General features: G+C 54.5%; 12 protein-coding genes. 4 read left to right on the forward strand and 8 right to left on the reverse strand.

The features are described 5' to 3' along the window. Positions 1-12 precede the first annotated feature (12 nt). Positions 13-1,269, reverse strand: a complete 1,257-nt coding sequence (locus ACFPMF_RS22460) for an asparagine synthetase B (RefSeq protein ID WP_379849289.1) — start codon at positions 1,267-1,269, stop codon at positions 13-15. A gap of 237 nt (positions 1,270-1,506) precedes the next feature. On the opposite strand from ACFPMF_RS22460, the gene ACFPMF_RS22465 reads away from it, so the two are divergent. Both ACFPMF_RS22465 and ACFPMF_RS22470 read left to right on the forward strand, forming a co-directional pair. Further along, positions 1,507-2,508, forward strand: a complete 1,002-nt coding sequence (locus ACFPMF_RS22465) for an ankyrin repeat domain-containing protein (protein ID WP_379849291.1) — start codon at positions 1,507-1,509, stop codon at positions 2,506-2,508. A 238-nt stretch (positions 2,509-2,746) separates the two neighbouring features. Next, positions 2,747-3,607 carry a DMT family transporter gene (locus ACFPMF_RS22470; protein WP_379849293.1) on the forward strand — a complete coding sequence of 287 codons (861 nt, stop codon included), beginning with the start codon at positions 2,747-2,749 and terminating at the stop codon, positions 3,605-3,607. Positions 3,608-3,617: 10 nt separating this feature from the next. On the opposite strand, the gene trxA is transcribed toward ACFPMF_RS22470, so the two are convergent. Together trxA and ACFPMF_RS22480 are read right to left on the reverse strand one after the other, a co-directional pair. Further along, complete coding sequence (trxA, locus tag ACFPMF_RS22475; RefSeq protein ID WP_379849295.1) at positions 3,618-3,944, reverse strand: thioredoxin; 327 nt, start codon at positions 3,942-3,944, stop codon at positions 3,618-3,620. Positions 3,945-4,020: 76 nt separating this feature from the next. Further along, the gene (locus tag ACFPMF_RS22480; protein WP_379849297.1) at positions 4,021-4,503 is read right to left on the reverse strand and encodes a Cif family virulence factor; all 483 of its coding nucleotides are present in this window, start codon (positions 4,501-4,503) and stop codon (positions 4,021-4,023) included. 120 nt (positions 4,504-4,623) lie between these two features. On the opposite strand from ACFPMF_RS22480, the gene ACFPMF_RS22485 reads away from it, so the two are divergent. Then, on the forward strand, positions 4,624-5,430 hold the full coding sequence (locus tag ACFPMF_RS22485; protein WP_379849299.1) for a class I SAM-dependent methyltransferase: 807 nt from the start codon (positions 4,624-4,626) through the stop codon (positions 5,428-5,430). A gap of 72 nt (positions 5,431-5,502) precedes the next feature. Here ACFPMF_RS22485 and ACFPMF_RS22490 read toward each other — a convergent pair whose 3' ends face one another. The 3 genes from ACFPMF_RS22490 to ACFPMF_RS22500 all read right to left on the reverse strand — a co-directional run bounded on the left by ACFPMF_RS22490 (position 5,503) and on the right by ACFPMF_RS22500 (position 8,548). Next, positions 5,503-6,405 (reverse strand): FKBP-type peptidyl-prolyl cis-trans isomerase, encoded by a 903-nt coding sequence (locus ACFPMF_RS22490; RefSeq protein WP_379849301.1) that lies wholly within the window; start codon positions 6,403-6,405, stop codon positions 5,503-5,505. Between the two features lie 88 nt (positions 6,406-6,493). Beyond that, the gene (locus ACFPMF_RS22495; protein WP_379849303.1) at positions 6,494-7,552 is read right to left on the reverse strand and encodes an MBL fold metallo-hydrolase; all 1,059 of its coding nucleotides are present in this window, start codon (positions 7,550-7,552) and stop codon (positions 6,494-6,496) included. A 6-nt stretch (positions 7,553-7,558) separates the two neighbouring features. Continuing rightward, positions 7,559-8,548 (reverse strand): fasciclin domain-containing protein, encoded by a 990-nt coding sequence (locus tag ACFPMF_RS22500; protein WP_379849305.1) that lies wholly within the window; start codon positions 8,546-8,548, stop codon positions 7,559-7,561. Positions 8,549-8,776: 228 nt separating this feature from the next. On the opposite strand from ACFPMF_RS22500, the gene ACFPMF_RS22505 reads away from it, so the two are divergent. Further along, positions 8,777-9,337 (forward strand): 3-keto-disaccharide hydrolase, encoded by a 561-nt coding sequence (locus ACFPMF_RS22505; protein ID WP_379849449.1) that lies wholly within the window; start codon positions 8,777-8,779, stop codon positions 9,335-9,337. Between the two features lie 98 nt (positions 9,338-9,435). On the opposite strand, the gene ACFPMF_RS22510 is transcribed toward ACFPMF_RS22505, so the two are convergent. Both ACFPMF_RS22510 and ACFPMF_RS22515 read right to left on the reverse strand, forming a co-directional pair. Further along, the gene (locus ACFPMF_RS22510) at positions 9,436-10,998 is read right to left on the reverse strand and encodes a SusD/RagB family nutrient-binding outer membrane lipoprotein (RefSeq protein WP_379849307.1); all 1,563 of its coding nucleotides are present in this window, start codon (positions 10,996-10,998) and stop codon (positions 9,436-9,438) included. 18 nt (positions 10,999-11,016) lie between these two features. Beyond that, positions 11,017-14,460 (reverse strand): SusC/RagA family TonB-linked outer membrane protein, encoded by a 3,444-nt coding sequence (locus ACFPMF_RS22515; protein ID WP_379849309.1) that lies wholly within the window; start codon positions 14,458-14,460, stop codon positions 11,017-11,019. Between the last annotated feature and the right edge of the window lie 419 nt (positions 14,461-14,879).

The raw sequence follows: 14,879 nt of genomic DNA on the forward strand, positions 1-14,879 counted from the left end.
AAAACCGGATGGTCAGGTTTTTCGTTTTTTCTTCTTGGCCGATGGGAAGAGAACATTGTTGAGGATCAGACGATAACCGGGTGAGTTGGGGTGCAGGTTCAGGTCGGTGGCCATTTTCCAGCCACCACCCCGCGTGCCTTCCGGATCGTGGCCACCGTAAAACGTCCACTGCCCCCGGCCGCATTCCCCGTAAATGTACCGGTCGGACGACGGGCTGGTGCCCATGACCAGGACATTGGGTTTGACGGTGCTTTTTCGGAAAGCCGTCGTCTGGCCGTGAAATTCCTTGATGTTCGATTCGTGGTTCTGAACCAGCATGGCCGGAATCATGTCCCACTTGGCCGAAAAGTTAAACAGGCTGAAATAGCCCGAGGGCTGGTCCCAACCCCCGAAACGCCCGGCGGTACTGTTGATGTCGGAAAAGGCCATGCCGCCGTAGCCGTTGTCGAGTTCCAGCGTGAAGTTTTGAAAGGCCACGGTTTTGCTGAAATCGAGCTTCGACTGGGCGTTCGGATCGATCCCGTCGCCATCGTAGATGCTGCCGACAATATCGACTCCCTCGGCCGCCAGCGCAATGTCGAAGGTTTCGGCCCCCGAACACATCGCAAACAGATACCCGCCCCCGGCGCAGAAATCCCGGATTTTCTTGGCCACCGCCAGCTTCATCTGCGACACTTTCGGGAAATTGAATTTGCGGGCGATGTCTTCCTGGGCTTTGATATCTTCCGTCGACATCCGGCGCGTGTTGCGGCCGTACTGGCCCGTAAAATCTTCGTGGTGGAGGTGGAGCCAGTCGTATTTCACCAGTTCACCGTTCAGGATTTCTTCGTCGTACACGACCTCAAACGGAATTTCGGCGTATTTCAGCACCAGCAAAACCGCATCCGTATTCTCAAACTCCGACGGACTGACCTTGATCGGCGAATAGACGACAATTTTGGCCGCCGAAACCAGTTTCACCGACGCCATATTCAGATCGGGATCGGCAATCTGCTGCTGGATGGTGTTGGCTTCGGCATCTGAGATGATCTCGAACGAAATTCCGCGAACCCGGCATTCGGTTTCGACCGTGGAGCTATGCTTGATCAGGAAACTGCCGCCCCGGTAATTCAGCAGCCAGTCGACTTCCAGACCCGCTTTCAGCACAAAGTAAGCAATACCGTATGATTTGAGATGGTTTTTCTGGCGATCATCCATCGGAATCAGGATGGAATTGGCCCGGGCAGCCATCGCCAGGAGGACCAGCAGGAGCGTGAGAGAGCGTTTCATAACGAGCGGTTTTCCATATAAAGGCCGGAACGTAAAAACTCACTGGCATTCAGATACCTAAGTTACTTTAAGTTTAAGCAAAAATGACAAGTCGGGTAATAATTTATCCAGGAAAATGAGCGAATGCGACCGCCCGGTTTTGGTAGGGCGTGGTTTCCCAGCGTTACCGGTTGACTCAATCCGGCCTGTTATTGGTTTCCGGTGGTTTTCGGCCGTTGGTCTGGCCAATTTTGGGGCATGAAAACGATCACCATTGCCAACTGGGTCCTGATTGGTGTATACGGACTTCTGATTCTGTATACAGTCCTGAATGGAAACCGTTCCGGCAACGACGCGGCCGGGCGGAGCCTGGAAGCCGGTTTTGTGTTCCTTGGCGTCATTGTCCTGGTGGTATTGATTGTCCTCAACGTTCTCCCGTACCGGTTCGCCAGGCTGGCGGTGCTGGTGGTGGGCTTGCTGCCCCTCCTGATGGGGCTCTACAATTTGATCAGCAACTATTGGGTTTCCCGGCAGTATGAGCGGACGGAAGCAGCCCGGGCCAATGGTTCGCTGTTTTTTGAGGACAAAAACCGGCAGGAAATGGCGGCTGCCATCAGTCGGGCCGACACGGTTCGGCTCCGGATCGTACTGCAAAAACCGGTTCCGAACCTGAACGAATGTGGCAAGGAGTTGACCACCCTGCTCGATTTTGCGGCTTATCACACCACCCAGAGCCGGACATCACCAGCCAGTTTGCGGTGCCTGGAAATGCTGATGGAAAAAGGAGCGACCCTGCAGGGAAGCGATCCCAACCACAAACCGACCCATTTCCTGGCTTGCCGCGACGGCTCGGCGGCTTTGCTGGCCTGGTTTCTGGAAAAAGGTGCGGACCCGAACGTCAAACCGCCGGAGTCCAGCCCGATTCTGTTTCATGTGATGAGCTACGGCGAGGAACGGCTGGAAAAGGTCAAACTCCTGCTCGATCATGGCGCGGACCCGAACACGCTGGCTTTTAATACGGGCTACGCGGTCCGGGATGGCTATTCGCCCCTGATGTACGCGGCCGAGGAACAGTTATGGGACATTGGCCGGCTTTTGCTGGAGCGGGGCGCTAACCCCGGCCACCAGACGAAACAGGGCGAATCGTTGCGGAAAATCATGAAACTGCACGAGGACCTATACGCGGATGTCAATGACACGCCGGCTTCCTATACGGCCTTCAAAAGCGTTCTGGAAACGTATTCCGCGAAAAAACCATGATCAGGGCCTTCTTTAAAGCGCTTTCCCGGGCGCGGAGTAAACCGATCCGGTTTACCAGACAAATGTCCCGACTGAATTTGCGGATAAGCCAGCCGTCATCATCCTGTTCTGATAACGCACTGAGAACGGTTGAGGGGCGGTTTTTACGGCTTTCCGAACGGTTTTCAGGACTGGCAGCGTTGGCAGAACAGACTTCGGTCAGTACCTTTGGCCTTCCGCATTCGTCTCGATTACCTCCATGTCGGCCCGTTTCAGTCTTGTTATTGGTATTCTGTGCATCAGTATTTTCCCGGTTTTGGTTCGATCGACACCGATTTCCGGGATCAGTGATGCCTTTTACCGCCTGAGCCTGGCCGCCGTTCTGATCTGGCCGTATGTCATCCTGCGCCGAAAATGGGATCCGGCGGTATGGCGGTACTGGAAACCGATCACGGTCTGCGCCCTTTTTTTTGCCTCCGACATTGCGGTCTGGAACCTGTCGATTCACTACACCTCGGCGACACAGGCCAGTTTGCTGACCAACCTGTCGCCGATCTGGGTCGGTATCGGTACGCTGCTGTTTGCGGCCGAAAAACCGAACCGGTATTTCTGGTTCGGAACGGTGCTGGCGATGGTGGGGCTGGTGCTGCTGATGGGCGCCGAGACGTTTTTAAAACTGCGGTTCGATAAAGGGTTTTTTCTGGCCGTTTTATCCGGTTTGTTTTACGCCGGCTACATCGTGGTCAGTCGAACGGTCTTAACGAAAATACCGGTTCTGGCTTTCATGACGTGCAGCATGACCATCTCGAGTGTGTATTTACTGGGCGTTTGCCTGGTGCTGGGCGAACCACTCTGGGGCTTCGAACCGAGGATTTGGGGCTCGCTGATCGTGCAGGCGCTGGTTTGCCAGCTGCTGGGGTGGTTTTCGGTGAGCCATGCCCTGCAATCCATTGATGCGCAGCGGGTTTCGCTGAGTTTGCTCAGCCAGGCCATCGTGACCGGTTTTTTAGCCTGGCTGCTGATCGACGAACAAATTACCCTCCAGATGATCATCGGCGGGCTGGTTATTCTGGCCGGAATTGCCGTTACGTTTCGCCGGGAACGTACCCCCGAACGTTAGCTGGGGTAGATCAGCCGATCACCGGGCGCACCATCGCTTCCAGTTTCTGAAGCGGAAGCACCCCGGACTGCCGCCAGACGATTTTGCCCTTATGGAAGAGAATCATCGTCGGAACGCTCTGGATCTGGTACGTGCCGGACGCCCAGCGGCTTTTATCGACGTCGACCTTGATGATGCGAAGTTTGTCGCCGGTTCGTTCGGCGAGTTGTTTCAGGGTCGGAGCCAGCATTTTACAAGGCCCGCACCAGTCGGCGTAAAAATCGACCAGTACGGGCTTGTCGCCCCGGATGATGTCGTGGAATGACTCGGTTTTTGGACCGCTTGCTGCGTTGTTCATGGCGAAGGGCCGGGCAAAAGAGACACCGGCACCGGTATAACACCGCTATCCATCCGGAAGTTTTGCAGACTCGTTTTTAGGGGTTATTGGCCGATTGCGTTAATTGACTCAGATTCGTGAGGGCTGTGACGTGGATGATTTTCCACTTTCCGCCGATCTTTTCCACCACGCGCGATTCTTTCGAATCGGTTTTGCCGTGGCTGTCCAGCAGCGTCTGATCGTACCAGACAAAAGCCATGTTGCCGTTCTGGTGGATCGTGTAATTGGCGTTTTTTACCGTTACCTGATCCGCCGGCCGACCGGTTTTGAACTGATTCCGGAATTGCTTTTCCATATTGTCCCACCCTTTGATCAGGGTAAAATCACCACCGTACAGATTGGCTGCGAAAGAAATATACGGCGTATGCGCCCAGCAATCGGCCCATTTTGCCTTATCCCGTTTAAAAAAACCCACCGTTTCGTTGTAGAGAAGGTTTTTGATGGCCACTTGATCATCCTGTCCCCAGGCGGGCAGGTGCAGGCCAACCAGAACGACGCTGAAAATAAGAAGCTTTTTCATGAGCGTGTCAGGGAATGGTGTAGGATGAAGATAGGGAGTTTTATTGGAGTAATCAAATAAAACATTGTATTTTCTTTGTCCCAGTGGAAGGTCTGATGGCTTATCTGTATTTTCGACCCTATGTCAAACGAAACCGCCACCACCCGGGCCGCCATGCCCCAGGTTGCCAATCCGATTCTGGATCGCCGAACGGTTGAGAACAGCAACCGCAATCTGTTGAAACACCTGCGAGCCGGTATTTCAGTCCTGGACGTGGGCTGTGGGTCGGGGGCCATTACGCGGGGCATTGCCGAGCGGGTGGGGCCTCAGGGCCGCGTGCTGGGCATCGATCCGGGCGAAAAACTGATTGCTGAGGCCCGGCAACACGCGGTCGATTTCCCCCAACTGGCGTTTCAGCAGGCAGATATTTACCAGTTTGAGACGGAAGAACGCTTCGATATTGTCACCTGCGCCCGGGTGCTGCAATGGCTGAATCGTCCGGAGGACGCGCTGGCCCGGATGAAAAACCTCGTAAAACCGGGCGGTTGGCTGGCCGTGCTGGATTATAACCACGAAAAAATCGAATGGAAGCTTGGGCCGCCGGTTTCGATGCAGCGGTTTTACGGCGCATTTTTGCACTGGCGGCAGGAGGCCGGTTTCGACAATGCCATCGCCGACCATTTAAAAGCCTTATTTAAGCAACTGGGACTGGAGTCGGTAACGGTGGAACCGCAGCTGGAAGTGAGCCGGAAAGGAGAACCGGGGTTTGCCGTAGCCAGCCGCATCTGGTCGGAAGTGGGCGAGATTCGCGGTCCGCAGTTGGTAAAAGACGGTTTTATAACCGAAGAAGACCGGCTGCAGGCTATTACAGAATATGATCAATGGATTGTCACCACCGGCGAATCGATGCAATTATACCTGCTGGCGGTGGAAGGGAGGAAGGAGTAGGCGGTTTTGGGGATTCGGTGGCTGATGCGTCGTTCCCTTCTGCGCAAACCACCGAATCCCAAAACCATCACCTTACTGTTTTGATTTGACCGTTACTTCAAACGCCAGTGGCGTGTACGGAGGGACAACGTAATATTGTTTATTCTGATCAAAACTGCCTTGCGAGCCATAGCCCGCTGACGAAGGAAATACCAGAATCGCTTTGTCACCCACCCGGAGGGACCGGATTCCTTCGTCAAACCCCGTAATGTACTGGCTGGAACCGGTTTTAAACGTCAGCGCATCGCCTTTGTCAAAAGGCTCCTTCCCACGGAGCGTGTTAGCCGTATAGGCTACCGTAACGGTTTCTCCGGAGGTTATGGTTGCTCCCGTTCCTTTGGTGATGTGGTAGACCCGGGTACCGCCGGTCGTTGTGGTGGTTAAGGCCGGAAGGTTCTTGATCTGCACGTAATCATCAATCTGCTCGGCTTCGGTGCGGGAGCGGATCAATTTAACCTTGAAAATGACCGGGCTATATTCCGGCATTTTGCCGTTACGGGTATCGTTCCCAAAACCAATGTTGGAGGGAATAAAGAAATCGGCGCTCTGGCCTTCCCGCATCAGCAATAAACCCTCTTCCAGCCCCGGAATAACCACGCCCGAAAGAAAAGGAATATAGGCGGATTTTGTTTTGTTCGTACTGTCCACCAGAACGGCCTGCCCGCTCGGGTTGATATAATATATTTCGTAGGTGAATTCCAGCTCCTCACCCGCCGTTGCTTTCTTCTGCGAGGTAGAAGTATTCCCCAAAATATAATATAAACCGGATAAAGAGGACTGGACTTTGTCCTGCAACTGGTTGGCAGTCAGGTAATCTTTAATCTGCTGGATGTTTTCTGCCGCCTTGCCCGCGCTCGGATCGTCAAATTTTGTGCAGGATGCCAGACCGACAACCAGCAGCACTGCAATCAGGATACTCAACTGTTTGAACTTCATACTCGCTATAAAAAGAAAAGAATTGATAAAGTGATACCTACAACCAAGGACCCCGGCCTGGGAAAAACCGTTGCAATTGGTTACAAAATTACGGAACAAATCGTCCTTCCCCTTCCGGAATTGTCCAAAATTTTTCGGTGAGTTGCGGGTGGTTGCGGAGAGCCTGCTGTAATTCCTCCACGGGTTCCGGCAGGCTGTCGTCGGCCAGCGGGAACGTGCCGTAGTGAATCGCTACGCTCTGCTGCGACTGAATATCCTTGTGAATCTGAACGGCTTCGGCGGGGGAGCAGTGGATGGGCGACATGAACCAGGTAGGTTGAAACGCGCCAATCGGAATCAGGGAAAGCCGCATTGGTCCGTAGTGCTCGCCGGTTTTTCGGAAAAACGAGCCGTAGCCCGTATCCCCCACAAAATACAATTTTCCGGCGGTTTTATTGTCGACAATAAAACCGCACCAGAGCGTCGCGTCGCGGTCGAACATACCGCGTCCAGAGAAGTGTTGCGCCGGAACGCAGTGAATCGTGGTGCCCGTATTGTAGGCCAGTGATCCGTGCCAGTCCATTTCGGTCACATTCCGGCACCCCTGGGCTTCCAGGAAGACTTTTACGCCCAGCGGGCAGTATATTTTTGGCTGGTCCCGCTGGCAAAGTTGCCGGACGGTTTTGATGTCGAGGTGATCCCAGTGGTTGTGGCTGATGAGCAGAATGTCAATTTTGGGCACATCGTCAAACCGGATGCCGGGCGGGCGGTTGCGTTCGGGCCCAATCCACTGGTAGGGGCTGGTGCGATTGTACCAGACCGGGTCGGTCAGCACGTTCAGGCTGTCGAATTGCAGCAAAACCGTCGAATGGTTGACAAACGTCACGCGTAGTTGCGAGCCGGCAACACGGGCGGGCGGGGGCGGACCGGGCGGCAGGTTGCGGAAAGGAGGCCACGGTTTTTTATCCCGGCCGGACAGCATCCACTGCAGTGCTTCACCAAGCCCTTTGGCTTTTACGCCGTTGTAATTATAAAACTGCTTGCCGTCAAAATGGTCGGAGACCGGCCCCTGGTAACGGGGTGCGGAAATCAGGTACCCAATCGTCAGAATAATGGCGAAAGCAACGACAACAAAAAGCAGAAGGCCCAGCAGAATTTTCGGAAGCATAGAGCCTTATAGTAACACCCTGTCGATCTTGTGAACAACGCCGTTGGTGGCGGTAATGTTCGCCCGGGTGACAATTGCGGGGGTCATGAGGCCACTGCTTTTGACGGTGACGGCGCTGCCGCTGACATTTACGGCGAGTTTTCCGGTGCTATAGGCCGTGAGGTTACCGGTAGCCAGGTTGTTCGAATAAAGCCGTCCGGCCACCACGTGATTGGACAACAGGGCGGTCAGGGTGTTGACGGGCACTTTATTGATGGTATCGGGGGTACTCAGTTTCAACGCCCGGAAGGCGCTATTCGTTGGCGCAAAAGTCGTATAGGGCTGGGTACCCGTCAGGACCCCGGCCAGCGTTGGGTTGACGGCAGCCACCCGCAGGGCCGCCGTTCCGAGCAGCGACAAACTGGTGTCAGCCGCCACCACCCCGACCAACGTGCCGCCACCACTCCCACCCGACAGGGGCGGTAGCAGAAAGTGATCAATGACGTGAATGACGCCGTTGGCGGCCTGCACATCGGGCGTAATCACTTTGGCACCGTTAATAAACAAACCGGCCGGGCCGTTGGTGACATAGGCCACCACCGCCTGGTTGTTGATGCTCAGGGATGTCTGAACGGGTTTGTTGTTTTCCATCGGAAAACCGGACGACGCCACGGCGGCTTTCAGGACATGGTATTGCAGGATGGCGGTTAACTGCTCTTTCGTCATTATGGAAAGCGCCGTCGCGTCGGCGATACCGGAGGCCTTAAATGCCGCATCGTTCGGCGCGAAAACCGTCAGGTTCGGGTTTTTGAAGGCGTCGAGCTGACCCGCTTGCCGGATGGCCGCTTCCAGAATTGTAAAATCGTCGTTTTCTACAATGTAGTCGGCGACGGTTTTGGGTTGGGCGGGTGCGTTGTCGTCCTCTTTGTCACAACTGGTCATTCCTGTAAACAGTGTCACTAAAACGGCCAGCAGGTGAATACGGGATCGGAGCGGAGAAAAGCGTATTGTTTTCATGTAAAAGCAAGTAATGGAAAAAGATTAAGTATCTAAATTCGTTCGGACAGACGTTTCGGCATGCTATCTTTATGCCGGCACTTTTCAAAACGAACCGGGTCGGGCATTTATTGAACAGCGAGAACCGGTTACAACTACTTTACAAAACTATCAAATCCTTTGTTAAACTTACTTTTTTGATAACCCATGAAAGAAAAATTGCTGGTGTTGGTTCTCCTGGTTACCGTGATGGTCGGCTTTATGGCCCCGGCCAAAAAAATCAAGTTATTCAACGGGAAAGACCTGACAGGCTGGAAAATCTACGGCACCGAAAAATGGTACGTTGAGAACGGCGAACTGGTTTGCGAAAGCGGCCCGGACAAAGGCTACGGCTACCTGGGAACCGAACAGTTCTACAAGAATTTTGACCTCTCGCTGGAATTCAAACAAGAAGCCAACGGCAACAGTGGCGTGTTCATCCGCTCAACGGTGGACGGTACGAAAGTAAGCGGCTGGCAGGTTGAAGTGGCCCCCCCGAACCACGATACCGGCGGTATTTATGAATCCTACGGCCGGGGCTGGCTGGTCCAGATTCCGGACGAAAAAGAAACCATCCTGAAACCGGGTGAATGGAATAAACTGCGCATCCGGGCCGAGGGCGACCGCGTCCAGACCTGGCTCAACGGTAAGCCCATGGTGGATTTAAAAGACGAGAAAATCGGCAAGGGTGAAGGGGGCGTAGCCCTGCAAATCCACGACGGGGGCGGTATCAAAGTGCGCTGGAAGAATCTGGTGCTCCAGCCACTTTAAGCATCGATGAGCCGTAGAGGCCGCATCGGTCATCCGTAACCAAAAAAAGCACCAGGAACTCCCGGTGCTTTTTTGTTTTTAGTCTCGAACAGTCATTTTTATTTATCCCACCAGACTACGCTGGAAAGCGTGTTGGTGCCACCCTGCCGGGTGCGCGCTTCGAGGAAGTTGGTTTTGTTGTAGGTTTCCTCGGAATCCGGAATGACAAACCGGGTCGGAATTTTGCCGCCCGTCAGGTTGCCGGGGTAATTCGTCGGGGTCAAAACCGGGTAACCCGTCCGGCGCCAGTTGGCGAAGATCTCGTATTCGTCCTCCAGAAACAGGGATACCCACTTCTGCGTTTGAATCTGCTCCATCTGTTCGGCAACGGTTCCGGCGGTTTTGTACGGATTCTGGGCCAGGTACGCGTTTATTTTCGCTTCGGAAATCACCCCGCCCGTTCCGAACAGCGCCCATTGCCGCATCCCGGCTTTGACGGCGTTGGCGTAAGCCGCGGCAGCGGTGGTTCCGCTGGCCCAGCCGCGTACGGACGCTTCGGCCAGCAGCAGGTTTATCTCGGCATTGCCCAGCACGATCAGGGGCGCACTGTATTTCAGCAGCGTATTGGGGTTGGGTTCCGAGAAGGTGTTGAAGTTGGCGGGCAGGTTGTTGTAGGCCGCATTGGGCATTCCGCTTTGCAGGGCCGTGGTCGTATCCGCCGTAAAGGTTTTGCCGTCGGTCGATGTCCAGACGATCGAAATCACATTCAGACGCGGGTCTTTGGTGGTCTTCAGGTAATCAATGAACGTTTTGGCAAACTTGCCCCCTTCCACATTGTCGCCACCGGGTGTAATGTAGTCGGTACTCAGTAAACCGTTGGCGATGAAGTTCCGGCTGGCGGTTTGCGAACCGTCTACGTAGGCAATTACGGCGCGGTCGGCATCGTCCAGGATAACGCCCCCGGCGACGGCTTTCTCGACCCAGGTTTTGGCCAGGGCGGCATCCACCTGCGTCAGGCGCATACCCAGCCGCAGCATCAGCGAATAGGCGAATTTCTTCCATTTGGTTACATCGCCCCCGTACATCAGATCGGCGGTTCCGAACGTGGGTTTGGCCGCATCTAAGGCTTTGATCGATTCGTCCAGTTCTTTCAGCAGATCGGCGTAAATCGCCTGCTGGGTATCGTATTTTGGACCGTAATTTTTGTCCGAAAGCGCTTTTCCGGCGTCGAAATACGGGATGTCGCCGTACAGGTCGGTCAGACGGTGGAAGATGTAGGCTTTCCAGATGCGGGCGGCCGCCAGTTTGTTCACGTCCGCCGGATTGACCGAAACCTTATCGATCACCTGCCGAATGGAAATGATGGCTCCCTGCCCGGCACCGGTTCCGGCATAGGCATTCCAGTTTCCGGTCGAGTAGCTGTAGTTGAAGTATTTATCACCGGCGGCTGGTACTTCCTTGTAGGTCGCAAAGTGCTGCATCGATTGACCGATGGTCAGGTAGGCCGCCCCCGTGAAATTGGTGCTGACGCCGTCGAGCAGGGCGCGGGTGAACAGGTATTCGGGAACTACTTCGGCGTATTTATTCGGGTCTACATTCATTTCCTCAAACCCTTTGTCGCAGGACGACAGGAGCAGGAACAACGGCGCGGCAAGGCATATTTTTTGAATCAGACGCTTCATAGTGCGATAGTTAGCAGATTAGAATTTTACCATTAAATTCACCCCCAGGCTCCGGGTTCTGGGCACCCCAAAGGCTTCCAGCCCCTGGGCGTTGGTGCTGGTATACCCTGATTCCGGATCGAAATACTGGTTCTTCTTGTCCTTGTACAGGATCGCCAGGTTCCGGGCTACCAGGGAAACCGATGCACCCTGGAGTTTGAGGAACGACAGCTTGCCGACGGGCAGGTTATAGCTTAGAATGACCTGCCGCAGCTTCACGAAGTCGTTGTTGAACATGAACATCGCGGTGTAGTTCTTGTCGTTGTCGTAGTACGTATCAACGTCTTCTTTTTTCCAGGTTTTGGTGAACGGATTGCCTTCCGGCGTGACACCCGTCACGGTGACCCCGGTTTCGCGGCCCGGCAGCGTTTCCTGCGGCAAACCGAAGCGGTAGGCGTATTGATACAGGTTCGAATACACGATACTGCCGAATTTACCGTCCATCAGCACGTTCAGCGAGAAGTTTTTATACCGGAAGTTGTTGGTAAATCCCATCGTCAACGGCGGAGTCCCCTGCCCGATTTCTTCCAGATCGCCCCGCACGGCGTAGCCACTGGCGGTGTTGTACACGACGTTACCGCTGGCGTCGGTTTTCTTGCGATAGCCCCAAACCGTTCCGTACGGCCGGCCCAGTACGTTCCGAACCAGACCGCCCCCGACCCCCGAACCCACATCGATGCCGGTCAGCCCGTCGGCCAGCCGCTCGATTTTGCTCTTGTTGTACGCCATGTTGTAGCTGACATCCCAGCTAAAACCGCTTTTGGTAATCGGCGTTCCGGTCAGCAACAACTCGATTCCCTTGTTGCTCAGTTCACCCACGTTCAACAGGGCAGACGTATACCCGGACGAAACTGCAATGTTGGTCGTGACAATATCATTCGTGGTTTTACGGTTGTAGAGCGTCAGGTCGATCCCCAGCCGGTTGTTCAGGAATTTGGCTTCAAACCCGGCTTCGGCCGTCGTGGAGGTCAGCGGTTTCAGGTCGGGGTTGGGCACCTGCGACGACGACAAGACCTGCACCGGCCGGCCGTTATGTCCACCCTGCTGCATCGAGTAATATTGATAAATCTGGTAGGCGTTGACCGTTGCCCCTCCCACCTGCGCCCAGGAGGCCCGTAATTTGGCAAAACTGACCGCTTTGGGCATCCGCATCGCGTCCGAGAGGATGAACGACCCCCCCACTGACGGGTAGAAAATGCTGTTGCTCTTCGGATTCAGGACCGAAAACCAGTCCTGGCGGCCCGAAAGCGTTAGGTAAGCCACATTTTTGTACCCGAAGTCTACCGAGCCAAATACCGAATTGATGGCGCTTTTCATGTACGTCGGTGTCGTGGTTGAAGCGGCCAGGTTGGTGTAGCTGTAGAAGTAAGGCACCGTAAATTCGCTACCGGCGATCTGGGTCTGGTCGTAAATGGCCCGTTGCACGTTGCCCCCCAGCATGGCCGAAAAACTCAGGTTGTCGCTGAAGAAATTCGCGTTGTAATTCAGTGTCAGCATGCCGTTCGTTTCCGACGAGGTCACTTTGCGGGCGTCATAGGTTCCCAGCGGCTGGTAGGCGTTATTGGTCGGCTGAACGTATTCCGACTGGAAGCTGTAGTAATCCTGGCTCACGCTTCCCTTGATGTACAGGTTGTCCAGAAGGTCGTACCGGATGCTTCCCTGGCTGATAAACCGGTGTTTGGTGTCGTCGTTTTTGAACTTATTCACCACAAAATACGGATTCGGTGCGGCCGGAACCGGGTTCCATTCCATCTCTTTGCCCGTGACCGGATCGTAACCCGGCGACAGACTCCGGATATCGACCACGTTGGCCACCAGATACGTTGCCCAGTGCGGGTTCATGTCAGCATAGCCCACTTTGGGGCGGTTTTTGCCTTCTTCCAGATTGTACTGGAAAACCGTCTCGATGCTTAGTTTTTTGCCCAGAAACGCGTTCAGGTTCAGGTTGGCGATGCGTCGGGTGAACGACGAGTTCGGCACGATGCTGTTGGAAGCCGTGTTGTTCAGACCCAGCCGGAAGTTGACCGACTCGTTTCCGCCCGTGAAAGCCACCGAATTGATGTAGTTGGTGCCGGTCCGGTAGAAGTTTTTGAGGTTGTCTTTCTGGGGCGAATAGGGGTGCAGTTGCCCATCGACCTGGATCGTCGGCTGGCCGTCCATGCGCGCACCGTAGGAAAGCCGCCCCGTGCTTTTGGCTTCGGTCACCGTGGTCGGTTTTTTGCCATCCACGCCCTGTCCGTATTCATACTGCCAGTTTGGAATCACGGCGATGTTTTCGAAGGTTGTGTTGCTGTTGATTTCCACGCCGATACCTTTCTGGCCCCGGCCTTTTTTGGTCGTGATCAGAATCACCCCGTTGGAAGCGCGCGCACCGTACAAAGCAGCCGCCGGACCGCCTTTCAGAACGCTGATCGATTCGATGTCGTCGGGGTTGATCCCGCCAATTCCGTCGCCACGGTCCACATTCATTCCGTTGCCGTCGGCTGCCGTACCTCCGCCGGGAATGCTGTTGTCCATCGGCATCCCGTTGATGACGTATAATGGTTGGTTATTCCCGTTGAGCGAACCGTTTCCCCGGATGATGATGCGGCTCGAACCGCCGGGGCCAGTGGCCATCCCGGTGGCATTCACCCCGGCGATTTTCCCGGTCAGGGCGTTGGCGACGTTGGTTTCGCGGGCCTGTGTAAATTCCGTTCCTTTCACTTCCGAAACCGAATACGCCAGGGCCTTTTTCTCGCGGGAAAAACCGAGCGCCGTCACCACGACCTCATTCAGCGATTTGGCTTCCGGCACCATCTGCACCGAAACGACACTTTGGTTGCCGACCGTTACCTCCCGCGAAACATAGCCTACAAAGCTGAAAATCAGCACGGCTGCTTCTGCTTCCGAATCCGGAACCACCAGCGAATATTTCCCTTCAGCGTCCGAGGACGTTCCGCGCTGGGTACCCTTCACCAGTACGCTCACGCCCGGCATGCCGGCACCGGCTTCGTCCGATACTTTTCCGGTAATGGTCCGTTTGGGCGCTTCCTTCATACCCGCCGGAACGATTTCCACCGCAGCGGGGGCGCGTTTGAGGATGATACGGTTTTCAATCACTTCGTAGGTCACCCGGTGGGGGGCCAGAATTTTCGCCAGTACTTCCGCCAGCGCTTCTTCCTGAAATTTGAAGGAAAATTTCTGCGCACTGAAAATCTGGGGATTATACATGAATTTGACTTTCGTCACCTTTTCGATCTTGTCGAGCGCCTTCTCCACATCCACATTGATCAGCGACAGATTGACTTTTTGTTCGAGCACTTTCGGGCCGCGCACGTCGCGTGCTTGCGCCTGTGAGATGAGCGAGATGGCAAGGAGGGCCTGAAACAGAACCACGCGCAGGAGGGCCTGAAAGGCAGGTTGAAAGTGTACGGTTTTTGACATAATTCGGATTTTGTCGGTTAAAATTCGGCGTAATGATTCCCAATCCATCCCCAAAGGATGTAGCGAAACGGGCGTAAAAATCATGGAATCAACGGACCGATAATGGGGGCTCATTACCGGCTCTGAGAAGGATCAGTAATGAGCTTTCGGCATAGGCGTCAGTCTTTTTGTCACAGAGATTGATGAGTTAGGTTGGTCGTTTATTCGGATCGGTATACGGTTTTCGGTGTACGGTATTGGCCAGGGAAGGCAGGGAAATCGCCACGTGAGCCGCCGGATGCTGTAACCTGAAAACCGCTTGCCGTCATCGTATCGTGGATTTGGGGTAAAGATGCAGCAACTGCTACCCAATACTCTCTTTGTTGAAATTATTTTTTGAAAATTTTTAAAAACCTGAAATAATATACGGTGAAGAAGGC

The organism is Larkinella bovis, assembly GCF_042655385.1.
Classification (GTDB): domain Bacteria; phylum Bacteroidota; class Bacteroidia; order Cytophagales; family Spirosomataceae; genus Larkinella; species Larkinella bovis.